This window comes from Shewanella sp. ALD9 (assembly GCF_002836315.1).
Classification (GTDB): domain Bacteria; phylum Pseudomonadota; class Gammaproteobacteria; order Enterobacterales; family Shewanellaceae; genus Shewanella.
This window is the reverse complement of record NZ_PJCD01000041.1, coordinates 324196-341229: the sequence shown is the minus strand read 5'-3', so window position 1 is coordinate 341229 and position 17034 is coordinate 324196. Positions and strand designations below refer to the sequence as shown.

Annotated in this window: 19 protein-coding genes; 8 read left to right on the top strand and 11 right to left on the bottom strand. The window is 41.4% G+C overall.

All coding sequences use genetic code 11. The features are described from left to right. Positions 1-364: 364 nt before the first annotated feature. The 11 genes from ndk to trmJ all read right to left on the bottom strand — a co-directional run bounded on the left by ndk (position 365) and on the right by trmJ (position 9234). A complete protein-coding gene (gene ndk, locus CXF88_RS18120; protein WP_041413046.1) occupies positions 365-796 on the bottom strand; it encodes a nucleoside-diphosphate kinase in 432 nt (143 codons plus the stop codon). A 164-nt stretch (positions 797-960) separates the two neighbouring features. Further along, entirely contained in the window at positions 961-1857 is an 897-nt protein-coding gene (gene rimK, locus CXF88_RS18115) for a 30S ribosomal protein S6--L-glutamate ligase (RefSeq protein WP_101088137.1), read from the bottom strand. 172 nt (positions 1858-2029) lie between these two features. Continuing rightward, entirely contained in the window at positions 2030-2365 is a 336-nt protein-coding gene (gene fdx, locus CXF88_RS18110) for an ISC system 2Fe-2S type ferredoxin (protein WP_101088135.1), read from the bottom strand. Between the two features lie 8 nt (positions 2366-2373). Next, positions 2374-4233, bottom strand: a complete 1860-nt coding sequence (gene hscA / locus CXF88_RS18105; protein ID WP_101088133.1) for a Fe-S protein assembly chaperone HscA — start codon at positions 4231-4233, stop codon at positions 2374-2376. Between the two features lie 72 nt (positions 4234-4305). Then, positions 4306-4830: a co-chaperone HscB gene (gene hscB, locus CXF88_RS18100; RefSeq protein ID WP_101088130.1), complete on the bottom strand. Its 525-nt coding sequence runs from the start codon at positions 4828-4830 to the stop codon at positions 4306-4308. 56 nt (positions 4831-4886) lie between these two features. Then, a complete protein-coding gene (iscA, locus tag CXF88_RS18095; protein ID WP_011637876.1) occupies positions 4887-5210 on the bottom strand; it encodes an iron-sulfur cluster assembly protein IscA in 324 nt (107 codons plus the stop codon). Positions 5211-5224: 14 nt separating this feature from the next. After that, positions 5225-5608, bottom strand: coding sequence for a Fe-S cluster assembly scaffold IscU (gene iscU, locus CXF88_RS18090; protein WP_011637877.1), 384 nt, complete (start codon positions 5606-5608; stop codon positions 5225-5227). 72 nt (positions 5609-5680) lie between these two features. Further along, positions 5681-6895, bottom strand: a complete 1215-nt coding sequence (locus tag CXF88_RS18085; protein WP_101088128.1) for an IscS subfamily cysteine desulfurase — start codon at positions 6893-6895, stop codon at positions 5681-5683. Positions 6896-6977: 82 nt separating this feature from the next. Then, positions 6978-7439, bottom strand: a complete 462-nt coding sequence (gene iscR, locus CXF88_RS18080; RefSeq protein WP_101088228.1) for a Fe-S cluster assembly transcriptional regulator IscR — start codon at positions 7437-7439, stop codon at positions 6978-6980. 232 nt (positions 7440-7671) lie between these two features. Next, positions 7672-8493, bottom strand: coding sequence for a serine O-acetyltransferase (cysE, locus tag CXF88_RS18075; RefSeq protein ID WP_011637880.1), 822 nt, complete (start codon positions 8491-8493; stop codon positions 7672-7674). 18 nt (positions 8494-8511) lie between these two features. Beyond that, a complete protein-coding gene (gene trmJ, locus CXF88_RS18070; RefSeq protein WP_101088126.1) occupies positions 8512-9234 on the bottom strand; it encodes a tRNA (cytosine(32)/uridine(32)-2'-O)-methyltransferase TrmJ in 723 nt (240 codons plus the stop codon). A gap of 150 nt (positions 9235-9384) precedes the next feature. Between trmJ and suhB the strand changes: the two genes are divergently transcribed. From suhB to CXF88_RS18030, 8 genes are all read left to right on the top strand, one after another. Next, a complete protein-coding gene (suhB, locus tag CXF88_RS18065; RefSeq protein WP_011637882.1) occupies positions 9385-10188 on the top strand; it encodes an inositol-1-monophosphatase in 804 nt (267 codons plus the stop codon). A 291-nt stretch (positions 10189-10479) separates the two neighbouring features. Then, a complete protein-coding gene (locus CXF88_RS18060) occupies positions 10480-10884 on the top strand; it encodes a phosphate-starvation-inducible PsiE family protein (RefSeq protein ID WP_041413049.1) in 405 nt (134 codons plus the stop codon). 295 nt (positions 10885-11179) lie between these two features. After that, positions 11180-11482: a PilZ domain-containing protein gene (locus CXF88_RS18055; protein ID WP_101088124.1), complete on the top strand. Its 303-nt coding sequence runs from the start codon at positions 11180-11182 to the stop codon at positions 11480-11482. A gap of 102 nt (positions 11483-11584) precedes the next feature. After that, positions 11585-12253: an AAA family ATPase gene (locus CXF88_RS18050; RefSeq protein ID WP_011637885.1), complete on the top strand. Its 669-nt coding sequence runs from the start codon at positions 11585-11587 to the stop codon at positions 12251-12253. Next, positions 12240-12590, top strand: a complete 351-nt coding sequence (locus CXF88_RS18045; protein WP_101088122.1) for a replication protein RepA — start codon at positions 12240-12242, stop codon at positions 12588-12590. Before CXF88_RS18050 ends, CXF88_RS18045 begins: the two co-directional genes overlap by 14 nt. A 402-nt stretch (positions 12591-12992) precedes the next feature. After that, a complete protein-coding gene (locus CXF88_RS18040; RefSeq protein WP_101088120.1) occupies positions 12993-14669 on the top strand; it encodes a sensor histidine kinase in 1677 nt (558 codons plus the stop codon). Beyond that, the gene (btsR, locus tag CXF88_RS18035; RefSeq protein ID WP_101088118.1) at positions 14666-15376 is read left to right on the top strand and encodes a two-component system response regulator BtsR; all 711 of its coding nucleotides are present in this window, start codon (positions 14666-14668) and stop codon (positions 15374-15376) included. The genes CXF88_RS18040 and btsR overlap by 4 nt, the downstream gene beginning before the upstream one ends. Before the next feature lie 174 nt (positions 15377-15550). Beyond that, positions 15551-17011: a carbon starvation protein A gene (locus CXF88_RS18030; RefSeq protein ID WP_101088116.1), complete on the top strand. Its 1461-nt coding sequence runs from the start codon at positions 15551-15553 to the stop codon at positions 17009-17011. Positions 17012-17034: the final 23 nt, after the last annotated feature.

Below are 17034 nucleotides of genomic sequence, written 5' to 3'. Positions count from 1 at the left end.
TTTCAATATTACTGAGTATTTATTCAGAAAATTAACTTGTTAGCATTTTTATAAGCTAATCTATTCAAAATAGCCCTAATATCGGTCCTGACAAGCCCTGTTTATTAAACGGCAAAAAAGCCTGTTTGGTGATATTTAGTATAAGATAAGGAACTTTCTGACGGAGTACAGATACCGTATTTAACACAACATCAACATACTAGGTCGCAATCTTATTGTTAATTAAATGTAAAATAGACATGGTGTTTTGACATGGACTTATTAGCGCATTAAAGAAAAAGATTAACTAGCTAAAGTGATAAACCTCTGAAGAGCGAACACAAAAAGGAGCCGAAGCTCCTTTTTTATCAACTTACAGCAACGATTAACGAGTGCGTGGGCACACTTCGTCAGCGCTGAAGAAATAAGCAATTTCGCGTGCCGCTGATTCAACTGCATCAGAACCGTGAACTGCGTTTTCGTCGATGCTTGCAGCATAGTCAGCACGTAAGGTGCCACGAGCAGCTTCAGCTGGGTTAGTTGCACCCATGATTTCACGGTTAGCTAGAACAGCGTTTTCGCCTTCTAACACTTGAACCATTACTGGACCAGAAGTCATGAAAGAAACTAAAGCACCAAAGAAAGGACGTGCGCTATGTTCAGCGTAGAAACCTTCAGCTTGTTCTTTAGATAGTTGTACCATTTTAGAAGCAATGATCTTAAGACCAGCTGATTCAAAACGGTTATAAATAGCGCCAATGTGGTTTTTAGCAACTGCATCTGGCTTGATAATAGAAAATGTGCGTTCGATCGCCATAACTAGCTTCCTTAATGTGAGCAAGTTTAAAAAATTCGCGCGGATTATACGTAATTTAGCCATATATTCCTAGCCTTATCCGCTTTTACGGTGATATTTCATCACTAAATTGAGTCATTTTTATTAACATGACCCAATTTCTGCTCTTTGGTAATCGCTAAATCTTATTGTGCTGACTTGATGGACTTGTTGGCATTCTTTTCCATAAAGCCAATAATGGCGTCGGCAACGTCTTTTTGAGTCGCTTTTTCAATGCCTTCTAAACCAGGAGATGAGTTAACTTCCATCACAACCGGCCCATGGTTAGAACGTAATAAATCAACCCCAGCAATATTTAACCCCATTGTTTTTGCAGCGCGAAGCGCGACTGATCGCTCCTCCGGAGTTAATTTAACCAAAGTAGCACTGCCGCCACGATGTAAATTAGAACGAAACTCACCCGGCTTTGCTTGGCGCTTCATCGCAGCAATCACTTTATCGCCCAGCACAAAACAGCGAATATCAGCGCCTTGTGCTTCAGCAATATATTCTTGCACCATAATATTAGCTTTGAGTCCCATAAAGGCCTCAAGCACGCTCTCTGCAGCTTTGCGGGTTTCAGCTAATACCACGCCAATGCCCTGAGTACCTTCTAACAATTTAACCACTAATGGCGCACCGCCGACCATATCAATCAAATCAGGGATATCGCTGGGTTTATTGGCAAAACCAGTGATCGGCAAGCCAATACCTTGACGTGATAACAGCTGCATTGAACGCAATTTATCTCGTGAACGCGCAATTCCAATTGAACCATTAACCGCATACACACCCATCATTTCAAATTGACGTAATACTGCAGAACCGTAGAAGGTCACTGAAGCACCAATACGAGGGATGACAGCATCAAAATGACCCAGATCTTTACCCGCCATATGAATGCTAGGTTTGGTCATATTGATATTCATATAACACTTTAATGGATTAATAACTTTGACTTCGTGTCCGCGGGCGACAGCAGCTTCAACTAAGCGTTTAGTAGAATATAATTGCGGGCCTTGAGACAGTATTGCGATGCGCACAGAGTGCTCCAAAATTGGAATTTTCGCGCATCATACGCTGAGTTTATTTAAAATCAATGACTGGAATGACCACAGATAAAAAAAGAGCCAATCTAGCAAGATTGGCTCTTTTTTTTGTGATCAATTACCCGCTATAAATGGGATTATTGATACACTAATACTTCGGCAAACACTAACCTTCGCTGACCATATTGACTGTGTATTTAGGAATATCGATAATCATATCGCAATCCACCACTTTAGCTTGGCAAGATAAACGACTTTCAGGCTCAAGTCCCCATGCTTTATCTAGCATGTCGTCTTCTAGCTCATCACTTTCGTCAAGCTGTTCAAAACCTTCACGCACAATGACATGGCATGTAGTACAAGCACATGACTTTTCGCACGCATGTTCAATATGAATACCGTTACGCAGCGCAACGTTTAAAATGGTCTCACCCACTTCTGCTTCAAGTACTGCGCCGTCTGGACAAAGTTCTTGATGGGGTAAAAATACTAACTGTGGCATCATTTCACCTATATGTTGTCGACCGACTGCCCTTTTAGCGCCGCTCTAATAGAATTATCCATACGTCTTGACGCAAAATCTTGGGTTTTATCATCGAGATTTGCAATCGCTTTTTCAATGGCATCAATATCATCTTGCTGTGCTACGGCATCAAGTTGGGCAATCGCAACGACTAACTCTTCGCGTTCTTGCTCATCTAGAAGCGCTGCATCTTTTGCCAAAGCAGCATTAAGCGATTCGATCACCCGCGCCGCTTCAACTTTTTGTTCAGCCAGCATACGACGAGTAATGTCATCTTTAGCATACTTCATCGAATCTTTTAACATGGTTGCTATTTCAGTATCAGATAAACCAAATGACGGTTTAACTTGAATCGATGTCTTAACCCCGGTGGACTTTTCCATCGCGGTAACACTAAGCAAGCCATCAGCATCCACTTGGAATGTCACCCGGATATGTGCAGCACCTGCCGCTAGAGGCGGAATACCGTGTAAGGTAAAACGGGCCAATGAGCGACAATCATCAACGAGTTCACGCTCACCTTGCACCACATGGAATGCCATGGCCGTTTGACCATCTTTAAACGTGGTAAACTCTTGTGCGCGAGCAACGGGAATAGTGGTATTACGAGTAACCACTTTTTCAACCAGGCCGCCCATGGTTTCAACACCTAGGGATAATGGAATCACATCTAATAGTAACAAATCCGATTCAGGCTTATTACCAACAAGAATATCTGCTTGAATCGCGGCACCAATAGCAACAACACGATCAGGATCGATTGATGTCAATGGTGTCTTTTTGAAAAAAGTTTCAACTTGTTCACGCACCAATGGCACGCGAGTTGAGCCACCGACCATGACGGTTTCAATAACCTCATCCACACTCACGCCAGCATCACGTAAAGTACGACGACAACTGCCGATAGTTTTTTTCACCAACGCGCCAATTAACTCGTTAAGTAAGCTTTTATCGACAATGCAGGTTAATGTCTTTTCAGCTATGACGACAGAAGCTTCAACGCTGTCATTGTCAGTCAACGCTTCTTTAACTCGGCGAGCTTCAATCAGTAATTGACGTGCTAATTGACTGCCTGGTTCTGTTATCTGCCATGCCTGTTGTAAATGGCTCACGAGTAAGTGATCGAAATCATCACCACCCAATGCAGAATCACCACCTGTGGCTAACACTTCAAATACGCCACGGTTTAATCGTAAAACCGAGATATCGAAAGTACCGCCGCCCAAGTCGTAAATGGCAATCACACCTTCTTGCTTTGAATCTAATCCATAAGCAATGGCTGCAGCAGTGGGTTCGTTCAATAAACGTAATACTTTAACACCCAATAATTCAGCAGCGTCTTTGGTACCTTGACGTTGTGCATCATCAAAATACGCAGGTACGGTAATCACAACGCCTTCTAATTCACCACCTAACGTGGTTTCAGCTCGCGCAATTAAAGGTTTTAAAATTTCGGCAGACACTTGAATAGGATTAACTTGTCCCATCGGCGTAGTAAACACTGGCAAGCCGTTTTCACTCGCGTGTAATGCGTAGGGTAAACGATGTACACCAGACTGAATATCAGTGAGGCTACGTCCCATAAAACGCTTCACAGAAACGATGGTGTTTTGTGGTTCTAAAGCCGATTTGTCTTGAGCTTCATAGCCCACTAACACATTGGTTTCGCCATAATGCACCACAGACGGCAATGAATGACGACCTTGCTCATCAGGCAAAGTTAATGCTTGAGCACTTCTTACCGCAGCAACAAGTGAGTTGGTGGTACCAAGATCAATTCCAACCGCAAGACGATGCTGGTGCGGTGCGGCGCTTTGGCCAGGTTCTGCAATTTGCAACAGTGCCATAGTGTTCCAACTTGTTGTGTTATCGATTAGCCAAGCTAATCATAAATAATAAGGTTTAGAATTTAGGGCCAATTAGTCGAGCAAGCCATCTTCAATACGGGCTAACTCATCATGTAATTTTGCCATAAACTTTAGCTTACGAATTTGATCTGCCGCTAATAAAGCATCTGAACTTTCATCACTAATCAATAGCGTCGCTAGCTTAGTGAATAATGTTGACTCAAATTCAGCAAACGAATCATACAATTCATCAATTGATGACTGTGGTTCACTACTATCTTTGATGTCTTCAAGTGCTTCACGCCACTCCATTTGCTGCATCAAAAATGCACCATCTTTCAATGTTGTGGTTTCATGACTTAATTCAATTCCGCGCAAGCTCAACATATGTTCAGCACGGCGTAAGGGATTCTTTAACGTTTGATAGCCATCATTAACTTGTGCAGTACGCTGTACTGAAAGGAGCTTTTGTTGCTCGGTATCATTAGCGAATTTATCGGGATGAACCGCCCTTTGCAGGTCGCGATAGCGCTCTGCAAGTAAGGCGGTGTCGATATCAAAGGCAGGTACTACATTAAACAGATCGAAATAATTCATGGGCAGATATCATGCTTACTGTTTGATATAAAACGGCTTAATTAGATGAACAATGATTAAACGGTGAAACTTTCACCACAACCACACTCACCCTTTGCGTTAGGGTTATTGAACTGAAAACCTTCGTTTAGGCCTTCTTTGACAAAATCAAGTTCAATACCTTGCAAATAAATGAAGCTTTTTGCATCGATGATGATATTCACACCTTCGATATTATAAAGTTCATCATCGTCATTGAGATCGTCAACGAACTCAATGACGTATGCCATTCCTGAACAACCTGATGTTCTCAACCCAAGGCGCAAGCCGAGGCCTTTCCCGCGATTAGCAAGAAACGATCTAACTCGATCAGCCGCAGCGGGGGTCATTGAAATTGCCATCTTAACTCCAGGTATTACTTAGCTTGTCTGCTTTTGTACTCTTCAATTGCTGCTTTAATGGCATCTTCAGCCAAAATTGAGCAATGAATTTTAACCGGCGGCAATGCTAACTCTTCGGCGATGTCTGCATTCTTAATCGTCGCTGCTTCATCAACGCTTTTGCCTTTGACCCATTCTGTTACTAATGAGCTAGATGCAATTGCGCTACCGCAACCATAGGTTTTGAATTTTGCATCTTCAATAATGCCGTCAGCATTAATTTTAAGTTGCAATTTCATTACATCACCACAGGCGGGTGCACCAACCATACCAGTTACTACTGATGGATCGTTCTTATCAAATGAACCTACGTTACGTGGGTTTTCATAATGATCGATTACTTTTTCGCTATAAGCCATGATACTGCTCCAAAATCTGTGTCGTTATCAGTTTACGATTTAATGGTATTACACTCATTTAATAAGATTAAATTAGTGATGTGCCCATTGGACTTGCTCTAAATCGATACCATCTTTGAACATCTCCCATAATGGAGACATTTCACGTAACTTATCGATAGATTCAGTTATCGTTTTGATAGCGTGGTCAATTTCTTCATCAGTCGTAAAGCGACCAATAGAGAAACGAATCGAGCTATGTGCCATTTCATCATTTAAACCCAAAGCACGTAATACGTAGCTTGGCTCTAAACTTGCTGAAGTACAGGCTGAACCTGAAGAAACCGCTAAGTCTTTCAAGGCCATCATTAACGACTCGCCTTCAACAAAGTTGAAGCTCACGTTAAAAATACCACTATAGCGTTGTTCCATATCACCGTTGATATAGGTTTCTTCAATGTGTTTAATACCGTTCCACAACTTATCGCGTAGATGAGTAATACGTGCGCTATCAGCTGCCATGTCCTGTTTTGCAACAACGGCAGCCTCACCTAAACCAACGATTTGATGTGTTGCTAGTGTGCCACTACGCATACCGCGTTCGTGTCCACCACCGTGCATTTGCGATTCAAGACGAATACGTGGCTTACGGCGAACATATAATGCGCCGATACCTTTTGGTCCATACATTTTATGGCCAGAAATCGAAATCAAATCAACTTTGGTGGTTTGAACGTCAATTGGTATTTTGCCAGCACTTTGTGCCGCATCCATGTGGAAAAAGATGCCTTTTGAACGACATAATTCACCAATTGCGTTGATATCATGGATAACACCAATCTCGTTGTTAACGTGCATAATGCTGACTAAAATAGTGTCATCACGCATCGCCGCTTCTAAGCGTTCCATTGGGATAATGCCGTTAGCATCGGGAACAAGATAAGTGACTTCATAACCTTCACGTTCTAACTGACGGCACGTGTCTAACGTTGCTTTATGTTCAGTTTTACTGGTGATGATGTGCTTGCCCTTTTTATGATAAAAATGGGCAATACCTTTAATCGCAAGGTTACTTGACTCTGTCGCACCTGATGTGAAAACAATTTCACGGTGATCAGCATTAATTAAATCGGCAACTTGATTACGGGCGACATCAACCGCCTCTTCTGCTTGCCAACCATAACGATGTGAACGCGATGCTGGATTACCAAACACACCGTCCATTGTCATGTGTTGCATCATTTTTTCTGCGACACGCGGATCTACAGGGGTTGTTGCGGCATAATCTAAATAGATAGGAAGCTTCATAACACACTCCGTACTTAGCAGTCTCAGATGAGGCTACATACAACGTACAAATAATAATTATATATCAATCAACATAGCTGAGTTACAAACTCACTCTATGTTCCTTTTGTATTTCATCTTGCTTTAACGAGATAAATCTTACATCTCGCTTTTGCATTAAACCTGCAAGAGAAATACTGTTTAAAAAATCTGAAATTTGTTTACTTAAGTCACCCCATAAAGAATGGGTTAGGCAACGAGTACCGCTTTGGCAGTTACCTTTTCCTTGACAACGAGTGGCATCTACAGATTCGTCAACAGCATGCACGACCATGCCAACTGAGATATCGACGGCTTCTAAACCTAATCGATAACCACCACCGGGTCCGCGGACACTCGACACTAGACCATGTTTACGTAACTTAGCGAAGAGTTGTTCAAGATAAGACAAAGAGATACCTTGTCTTTCAGAAATATCGGCTAAAGGTACAGGACCAGTAGCAGAGTGAATCGCAACATCCAGCATAGCTGTCACTGCATAGCGACCTTTTGATGTAAGTTTCATAACTTGTACTGCTCCCAAAAAGTATGCAGTAATTTCAACATACCCGAGTAATTTAGTCAAGTATTAATCCTACTAAAACACTCGGGTATTATGGCATTGCTTATAACCAAAAGGTCCATGTTTTCGCAGGGCGTATTTAACCTTTTTATCTTGTAAGATTCAATGCCGACACGGAAATTAATCGCATTATCGGCCATTTCTTTGACTTGAATCTACAATGACTTACGGATTATTAAATACTCGGGTCGAACTTATCAATGTCATGTTTACGATTAGTGGCCGCTTCTCGAGAAGCTTCATCGAATGCATCAACGGTTAACTCTGGCAACTTTTTAGTACAGACTTCACCGCCCATTTGTTGAATGGCATTACACAGTTCTTGTACTTTAGAGTCCATCAAATGCATATGGTCAAGCATTTGCCCAATCGCATTAGCGACCGGATCTGGATTGTCTGGTGACACAGCGTACGCATCAAAACCGTACTTTTTGGCCATTTCGGTGCGACGTTCAGTTTTTTCTTTTGACTGGTTGGTCGGCGAAGCCACTACACGTCCAGGAATACCTACGACGGTATGATCGCTTGCGACATCTTTAACAACCACAGAATTAGAGCCAACACGTGCACCATCATGCATAGTGATAGGTCCAAGTACTTTGGCCCCTGCACCAATAACCACATTATTACCTAATGTAGGATGACGTTTGCCTGGCTGCCAGGTGGTCCCACCCAAAGTAACGCTATGATAAAGTGTGCAATCATCACCGATTTCAGCGGTTTCACCAATAACGACACCCATACCATGGTCAATAAAAAAACGTCGACCAATCGTCGCGCCAGGATGAATTTCAACACCCGTTAACCAACGCGAAAATGTTGATAAACAACGCGCAGTAAAGCGCCAGTTGGCAAGCCAGAGTTTATGACTAATACGGTGGATCCAAATCGCGTGCATACCGGGATAATTAAATATTATCTCTAAGGTACTGTTTGCGGCTGGATCTCGATGATATATCGATTCAATGTCTTCTTTTAGTCTATCGATGACGCCCATGGTATGTTCCTTTACTGCTTAATCTTGTTTATCCATTTTCTTATCAATGGAAGTCAAAATACCACGAAGAATATTCATCTCTGGTGCTTCAATACGTGCACGAGTGTATAAACGACGAAGTTTAGTCATCACTTGTCCAGGATGATTCTTAATCACAAACCCTGTTTTAGACAACGTCGACTCTAAATGGACAAAGAAACGTTCTAGCTCAGAGGTTAATGGATATTCATCCGTTACAGCGGGTGTTTCTGTTTGCGCTAGATGGGCAACTCGAGTTTCATAACAAATAATTTGTACTGCTTGAGCCAAGTTTAGCGAGCTATATTCTGGGTTTGCCGGAATAGCTACATGGTAGGTACATTTTTGTAACTCTTCATTACTTAAGCCATGATTCTCACGACCAAAAACAATAGCAACAGGGCCATTTAAGCTTTCTTTAGTGAGTTTCAAACCCGCTTCACGAGGATCAAGCATCGGCCAATCAAGAGTACGGCTGCGTGCACTCGTGGCAATGACTAGACTACAATCGGCTATGGCTTCTTCTAACGAATCAACTCGCGTAAGGTTTTTCAGAATGTCTGACGCACCAGCAGCTAGTGCTATCGATTGCCCATCAGGCTCTGTTCTTGGCTCTGCAAGATATAAATTTGATAAGCCCATGGTTTTCATCGCTCTAGCAGTAGAGCCAATATTACCAGGGTGTGAGGTACCAACTAAAACAACACGAATATTACTGAGCATGTAGCACTTTCTTTTAGCTAAAAATATTATCCGTATATTATCACAATCGTTAAAAATTACGTTATATGAAAATCTGCATTTGATATAACTGTCAAATTAAGTATAATGCGGGCGCTATTTTACTCGTTCTTTAACATCCAGGGGATTGCAATGCATCCGATGCTGACTATTGCCACGCGCGCTGCTCGCGCCGCGGGCCAAACTATTATGCGCGCCTATACTGAACTTGACCGTGTTGAGGTAAGCAGTAAAGGTATTAATGATTTTGTGACTAGTGTAGACAAGGAAGTAGAAGCAACTATTACATATCAAATTCGTAAATCTTATCCAGACCACACCATTATTGGTGAAGAAAACGGTGAAAACCGTGGTACTGATAAAGACTACATTTGGATTGTTGATCCTTTGGATGGCACTAACAACTTCGTTCGTGGTATTCCTCACTTCGCGGTATCTATCGCATTACAATATAAAGGCAAAATTGAAGTTGCCGTTATTTACGATCCTGTCCGTGAAGAATTATTTTCAGCAATTCGCGGCAAAGGCGCTAAGCTCAATGATTTCCGTTTACGTGTAACCAACGTAAATGATTTGAGCAGCACCATGATTGGCACCGGTTTCCCATTCAAAGCACGTCAACACACTGAAAGCTATATGGCTATTTTGGGTGAAGTATTCCCATTATGTGCTGATATCCGTCGTGGTGGTTCTGCTGCATTAGATTTAGCTTACGTCGCTGCAGGCCGTTTAGATGGTTTCTTTGAAATTGGTCTTAAGCCGTGGGACATTGCTGCGGGCGACTTAATTTGTCGTGAAGCTGGCGGTACTGTTACTGACTTTATGGGCGGACACAACTATATGGTTTCAGGAAACATTGTGGCTGGTAGTCCAAAAGTGACCACGCAATTAGTTAAAACTATGCGTCCCCTACTAAATGAAGGTTTAAAACGTTAATCGTTTACCTTTATTTAGACAAACCGCTAGAGCATCGCTTTAGCGGTTTTTTTATGTCTATTGAATGGCATGACTCTAGCCTCGTGAAGGATTAATCTGAGCCTAGTAAAGATAAAACGCTAACTAATGACTCATAACGGCGTAAATCATACTATATCGATATTGAGTGGAGAGTATATTAACCACTTATTCTGCAAACCACAGTTTATCTCAAAAAATCGACCCAGATCACTGGGAAATTATGCGGAAGTCGTCAATAATAGTGTTTTGATTTTATTAATGAAGATGACTATGCCATTACTGCGAAAAGTAGGACTAAAATCCTTAAAAAATATCGAACATTTAGTATTATTAATTATCGCACTGGCAACGGTATTTGCTATTGGTGAAGAAATTCTCCACATGATTGCCATTCGAACCGTCGAGCTGGCCGATTTACTATTACTGTTTATTTATCTTGAAGTTTTAGCGATGGTCGTTAATTATATTGAGTCCGGTAAATTACCTATTCGTATGCCGCTTTATATTGCAATTGTTGCATTGGCTCGATACTTGATTTTAGACATGAAAGGCATGGAAGATTGGCGTATTTTAGCCATTTCACTGTCGACAATTTTACTGGCTGGCACGGTAATTGTGATCCGTTGGGGTCAGTTGAAAATGCCTTACCCTAAAAACCAAGACTACGATAATTAATCGCCTTAACTGCCACTCAACATACCGAGTATCGATGGCTCAGCATTATAATGATAATTTTGTCTTGCTTAACAAAGCAGTTATGCTAAAAATTACTAACAGCATAGAAAGGTAAATTTATAAGTCGATGTAAAACGTTAACACTCAGCACTGAATGTTAACGACAACAATAATGAGCTAAACAATAGAATGTTGTAAGGCTAGCGGTAATTAGGCATCTATAGTCTTGATGTTGAATTATCGCCAAACAACAGTTCAAGATGCCGATAGACGGATCATTTCAAGGAGAAACAGGATGGGCCAAGAGCCAACAGGATTCGAAGAGAAACGCGGTTCGTTACGTGTAGATATGGAAGCTGAGCGGATCCGCCTAGATTGGATTAATGCTCATGGAGAATCATGTGTCGACCATGGTATCTGCATCGATCTTGCTCGCAAAGGGGTATTATTTGACTTTAAAACCTCTTTTAAAGTGGGTGATTTGATAGCCTTAACGTTCAATGAAAACACCGATAAACAAAATACCATTAAAGGCCAAGTTTGCCGTTGCACCGAATGCTCACCTCATAGTTACCATATTGCTTTACAGCTAATTTAATTGATTATTTTCATGCAGTCCTTTATGGCTGCTCTATACTCAAGATAAAATACTAATCGATATTTTCGGTGCTACAAAGCGCCTAGCATCAAGGATCACAACATGATATTGCTGGTTGGTGGAGAAAAAGGTGGCAGTGGCAAAAGCTGTTTAGCACAAAATATTGCTGTACATATTAGCCAAAAACACGATGCGAATGTACTTATGGTTGACTGCGATCCGCAACGAACTACATCCGACTGGATCCAAGCTCGTAATAATGACCCCAGCCTAAAAGCCATCAATTGTATTCAGCTTTATGGAAAAATCCGTAATGATCTACTGAGTCTTAATGATCGGTTTGACTATGTCATTGTTGATTGTGGTGGCCAGGATAATCTAGCAATGCGAGCTGCCATGTCTGTCGCAACCTATGTTGTTATCCCACTTCGTCCTAAGCGACGCGATCTTAAAACCTTACCTCATATGGAAGACATGCTCAGTACTTGTAAAATGGTCAATCCTAAAATGATTGCCGCCATTGTGATAACACAATGCCCTGCACTGCCATCTCAAGGTAAACGGATTTTAGAAGCTAAGGAAGTGGTTGAGTCTTTTGGTTTACGCGCACTCAATTCAGTGACGTTTAGTCGTAACATCTATGATGACAGCGAAGAAAGCGGCTCTTCAGTGCTTGAAATCGATCCTAGCGGTAAAGCGGCAGATGAAATTAGAGCCATTGCCGATGAGCTTTTTGCCATTCCACCAGAAAATAGTTATGAGTTTAACTGATCTTAAGCGCAAGAAACCCAAAGATACCCGAGTAAAGGTATCTGTAGACGACTTTATCGAAGATGCTAATAATTATGCGTTAGGTCTTGGGGCATCGCATGGTCAACCCGATATCACTTCAACAACTCAAGAGTTCTTAAAAGGGCTCGATAAAAAAAGCACTAAAATTTATCGTCATGCCACTTTCACACTGACCGAAAAAAGCATTTCACAATTGGATGAGATAGCCAAAACCAGCAAAGTTGCCAAATCCAAAATTCTCAGAATACTCATTGATGAGTTTTATCAGCAAAGTAGTGTGAAACAATCTGATTTATTGCGTAAAACATCACGTTAACAGCAACAGTTTTTGGTTAATATCTTCAGAATATACTGGCATAGATGCGGTCCTGTGATGCACCAAATACCGAAGTTATAGCGTATTACCGATTGTGAGCAATGATATGTTGAGACAACTCATCATGGTCGACTCATTAGTCGTGACAAAACGTGGTAGTTCAGCGATGCATCGAAATACAATATCCCAGTTCTAAAACAACCTTAGTTGATAACCTATTGTTACTATTGATGGCTTTTTAACAACAGACTGAAATTGAAATAGTATGGTTTTATATTACATTCACATTCTGAAAACCAGATGCTGAGAACTAGACTTGACTAACCTGTTAATACACGCTCACAAGAGTCAATAATATATCCACCACAATTTGACTGCGTTTAATTAATCCAAAGAGAATATATGTCGTTAATAATACTGCTAACACAGCAAATGTGTGTTTACTTAGTTATCGTTTACTTAGTCAGTAAAACGCCATTGTTTAAACTTTTCGCAGAAACATCAAAAAGATTACCGCACAAAATTTTTATCTATCTGGTGTTCTCAAGCTTTTGCATTATGGCGACTTACTTTGGTGAGCAAACATCTGGAGCCATCGCCAATACTCGTGCTATGGGCGCTGTGTTGGGCGGATTATTAGGTGGACCAGTCACTGGTCTACTGGTTGGGTTAACTGGTGGATTACACCGTTATTCAATGGGTGGATTCACTGATATTGCTTGCGCCATATCCACCACCTTAGAAGGCTTATCCGCGGGTATGATCAGTTATTACTTCAAAAAAGCCGGTAAATCAGAAATAGTTTATCAGCCAATTGTGGTATTTGGTGTGACGTTTATGGCTGAAATAATGCAGATGTCGATAATTGTATTAATCGCAAAACCCTTTGACCAAGCCTGGGAATTAGTCAAACTCATCGCCCCGCCAATGCTACTGATTAACTCACTAGGCGCGGCGATGTTTATGAGTATTGTTCGCGACCAAAAGGCCATGTTTGATAAACTTTCTTCCAGCTTTTCGACTAAAGCACTCAAAATAGCTGAGCGCAGTGTCGGCTTACTGTCTAAGGGGTTTGATTTAGAGTCGAGCCAAAAAGTCGCCCAGATAGTAATAGAAGAAACCCAAGTCGGCGCAGTCGCCATTACCGACACCACTAAATTACTGGCATTTATTGGGCTTGGTGCCGATCACCATATACCTAATACGCCTATTTCCTCAAAAATCACTCTCGAAGCCATCGCACAAAATAGTGTGATGTTTGCTGATGGTGTCGATACCACTTATTCCTGTTCTATATCGCCCAATTGCAGTTTAGGCTCAAGCCTAGTTATTCCGCTGCGCAGTAACGACGAAGTCATTGGCACCATTAAATTATACGAGCCTAAAAACAAATTGTTTTTAAACATTAATCGTACTTTAGGCGAAGGTATTGCCAGGTTACTGTCTAACCAAATTCTTTATGGCCGCTTTGAACAACAGCAAAACTTATTGATGCAAGCAGAGATAAAATTGCTACAAGCTCAAGTTAATCCGCACTTTTTATTTAATGCACTCAATACAATCAGTGCGATTATTAAGCGTGACCCGCAAATGTCTAAACAATTATTACAGCAGTTATCGCAATTTTTACGCATCAACTTAACCCGAACGACTGGACTTGTGACAATGGCTGATGAACTTGAGCACATAGACGCTTACCTAGCCATTGAACGCGCCCGTTTTATCGACAAACTGCACGTCAACATAGATATTGCTATGATTTATCATCACCAAAAAATGCCTGCATTTACCTTACAGCCTTTGATTGAAAATGCAGTTAAACACGGTACGTCGCGGATGCTCGATGCTGGTGTTATTGATGTTAAAGCCACATTAGACGGCGATGACTTATTGCTTAACGTGACCGATAATGCCGGTTTATATCAACCCTCTAAAAACACAGATGGTTTAGGCATGAACTTAGTCCACAAACGAATTCAAAATTTATTTGGCAGCCAATACGGTATTGAAGTTGAGTGTGAACCCGATGTATTCACCCGCGTTAGTGTGCGTTTACCGTTAAAGGAAATTGACCAATGATCTCGTGCTTAATCATTGATGATGAACCCTTCGCCCGCCAAGAAGTGGCAGATTTACTCGACAAACATCCTGATATCAAAGTCCTTGGACAGTGTAGTAATGCTATTGAAGCACTACAACAAATTAACCTGTTAAAGCCCGATCTGATTTTTGTTGATATTCAAATGCCACGGATAAATGGCATGGAGTTAATCGCCATGCTTAATCCTGAAAAAATGCCACGAGCAGTATTTATTACCGCATTTGATGAATATGCGATCAAAGCATTTGATAACAATGCATTCGACTACTTACTTAAACCCATCGATGAAAAACGCTTTAACCAAACTTTAGACAAAGTACGCACCAACATGACGCCGCAACTAATGACGCAGATACTGCCAACGCAATTAGCCCATTTACCCTGCTACAGTGGCAATAAACTCAAAGTTGTCGCTACCGCTGATGTAGAATTTATAGTCAGTGATGTAGGCGGTATTCACGTGTGCTCCAATAAAGGTTTCAGTCACACCCAATTAACCCTTAAGGTATTAGAACAAAAAACCGCGCTATTTCGTTGCCATAAACAATACTTACTGGCCACAAGTGCTATTTCAGAAATTGAAATCACCGACACGGGTGCAGAAGTCACCACCCATAGCGGGGCAAAAGTACCTGTGTCACGTCGTTATCTTAAAGAGTTAAAGCAGTTGCTTGGATTTCAATAACTAGGTATACGCCACATAAAGCGTGACATGCACCACATTTGCCCAACCACCAACACCGCTCAGGATGACTATTTACCGCTTACTCAGCCTTTTTAACCTGTCACTCAGTTAGTCCCAAATACCCTATTTTGATGTTTTAAAATGATGTCACTATAAAAATGGGGAGATAACAAAATGACGTGGTTTTTACTTTGTGTAGGCCTGCTAATTGGCGGCTATTTTATTTATGGGGCTTTTGTCGAAAAAGTGTTCGGCATTAACACCCAAAGACAAACGCCTGCTTTCACTCAGACAGACGGTGTCGACTTCGTACCGATGTCTAAAGGGAAAGTATATTTAATTCAACTGTTAAACATTGCTGGTGTCGGTCCAATTTTTGGTCCGATCCTAGGTGCCCTTTATGGCCCGGCGGCGATGCTATGGATAGTATTTGGTTGTATTTTTGCCGGTGCGGTTCACGATTATTTTTCGGGGATGTTATCGGTACGCAATAACGGTCAATCAGTTCCTAACTTGGCTGGTAAATATTTAGGTAAAAATGCCAAACACTTTATGAACTTGTTTGCCATTATCTTATTGTTGCTAGTTGGCGTGGTGTTTATCTCTGCTCCTGCAGGATTACTAAGCAAACTTACCGGACTAGATGTCACCATCTTTGTTGGTATCATTTTTGTGTATTATTTAATTGCTACCATCGTGCCTATCGACAAGATTATTGGTCGCTTATATCCATTCTTTGGTGCATTACTGGTCTTTATGTCACTCGGACTGATTATAGCGTTAGCATTATCAACCGAACATACCATGTTACCTGGCTTTGAAATGGGTGACTTCTTTAGCAACTTAAACCCAAATGACATGCCATTATGGCCAGCCTTGTTCATCACGATTGCATGTGGTGCAGTATCGGGATTCCATGCAACACAATCACCTTTAATGGCGCGCTGCGTTGAAAATGAATCAAACGGCCGCTTTGTGTTTTTTGGCGCCATGATTGGTGAAGGTGTTATTGCATTAATTTGGTGTGCAATTGCATTATCATTCTTTGGTGGTGTTGAAGGATTGAATGTCGGTATGGCTGGTAACCCAGCAAATGTTGTATACGAAGCATCTAATGGGCTATTGGGTACATTTGGTGGCTTCTTGGCTATCTTAGGTGTCATTGTATTGCCTATCACCTCTGGCGATACCGCATTTCGTTCAGCGCGATTAATTTTGGCAGAGTTCTTTAACATCAAGCAAATTGAGTTACCGAAGCGTTTAATGCTCGCGTTACCATTATTTGTCGTCGGTGCCGTATTGACTCAAGTCGACTTTGGTATTATCTGGCGCTACTTTGGTGTCGCAAACCAGACTACTGCTGTATTAATGTTATGGACCGCTTCAGCTTACTTACTGCGCTACAATAAATTCCATTGGATTTGTACTGTACCGGCTATGTTCATGACCTGTGTTGTGATTAGCTTTATGTTGAACTCATCAACATTAGGTGCAGGTCTACCGATGACGGTGTCAACCATTGCAGGTTTAGTCACTACCGCAATCATTGCGACAATGATTATTATTAAAACCAAAGGCAAAGGGGATATTGACACTGACGAAGATGACAAAGTTGAACTAGTCAACGAGCTATAGAGGTTAATATCATCAATAAACGG

What these genes read in the sequence shown, in the direction of transcription:
- ndk (WP_041413046.1), bottom strand. Translation starts at nt 796, where the DNA reads ATGGCGATCGAACGCACATTTTCTATTATCAAGCCAGATGCAGTTGCT.
- fdx (WP_101088135.1), bottom strand. Translation starts at nt 2,365, where the DNA reads ATGCCACAGTTAGTATTTTTACCCCATCAAGAACTTTGTCCAGACGGC.
- hscA (WP_101088133.1), bottom strand. Translation starts at nt 4,233, where the DNA reads ATGGCACTGTTGCAAATTGCAGAACCTGGCCAAAGCGCCGCACCGCAC.
- hscB (WP_101088130.1), bottom strand. Translation starts at nt 4,830, where the DNA reads ATGAATTATTTCGATCTGTTTAATGTAGTACCTGCCTTTGATATCGAC.
- iscA (WP_011637876.1), bottom strand. Translation starts at nt 5,210, where the DNA reads ATGGCAATTTCAATGACCCCCGCTGCGGCTGATCGAGTTAGATCGTTT.
- iscU (WP_011637877.1), bottom strand. Translation starts at nt 5,608, where the DNA reads ATGGCTTATAGCGAAAAAGTAATCGATCATTATGAAAACCCACGTAAC.
- CXF88_RS18085 (WP_101088128.1), bottom strand. Translation starts at nt 6,895, where the DNA reads ATGAAGCTTCCTATCTATTTAGATTATGCCGCAACAACCCCTGTAGAT.
- iscR (WP_101088228.1), bottom strand. Translation starts at nt 7,439, where the DNA reads ATGAAACTTACATCAAAAGGTCGCTATGCAGTGACAGCTATGCTGGAT.
- cysE (WP_011637880.1), bottom strand. Translation starts at nt 8,493, where the DNA reads ATGGGCGTCATCGATAGACTAAAAGAAGACATTGAATCGATATATCAT.
- trmJ (WP_101088126.1), bottom strand. Translation starts at nt 9,234, where the DNA reads ATGCTCAGTAATATTCGTGTTGTTTTAGTTGGTACCTCACACCCTGGT.
- suhB (WP_011637882.1), top strand. Translation starts at nt 9,385, where the DNA reads ATGCATCCGATGCTGACTATTGCCACGCGCGCTGCTCGCGCCGCGGGC.
- CXF88_RS18060 (WP_041413049.1), top strand. Translation starts at nt 10,480, where the DNA reads ATGCCATTACTGCGAAAAGTAGGACTAAAATCCTTAAAAAATATCGAA.
- CXF88_RS18055 (WP_101088124.1), top strand. Translation starts at nt 11,180, where the DNA reads ATGGGCCAAGAGCCAACAGGATTCGAAGAGAAACGCGGTTCGTTACGT.
- CXF88_RS18050 (WP_011637885.1), top strand. Translation starts at nt 11,585, where the DNA reads ATGATATTGCTGGTTGGTGGAGAAAAAGGTGGCAGTGGCAAAAGCTGT.
- CXF88_RS18045 (WP_101088122.1), top strand. Translation starts at nt 12,240, where the DNA reads ATGAGTTTAACTGATCTTAAGCGCAAGAAACCCAAAGATACCCGAGTA.
- CXF88_RS18040 (WP_101088120.1), top strand. Translation starts at nt 12,993, where the DNA reads ATGTCGTTAATAATACTGCTAACACAGCAAATGTGTGTTTACTTAGTT.
- btsR (WP_101088118.1), top strand. Translation starts at nt 14,666, where the DNA reads ATGATCTCGTGCTTAATCATTGATGATGAACCCTTCGCCCGCCAAGAA.
- CXF88_RS18030 (WP_101088116.1), top strand. Translation starts at nt 15,551, where the DNA reads ATGACGTGGTTTTTACTTTGTGTAGGCCTGCTAATTGGCGGCTATTTT.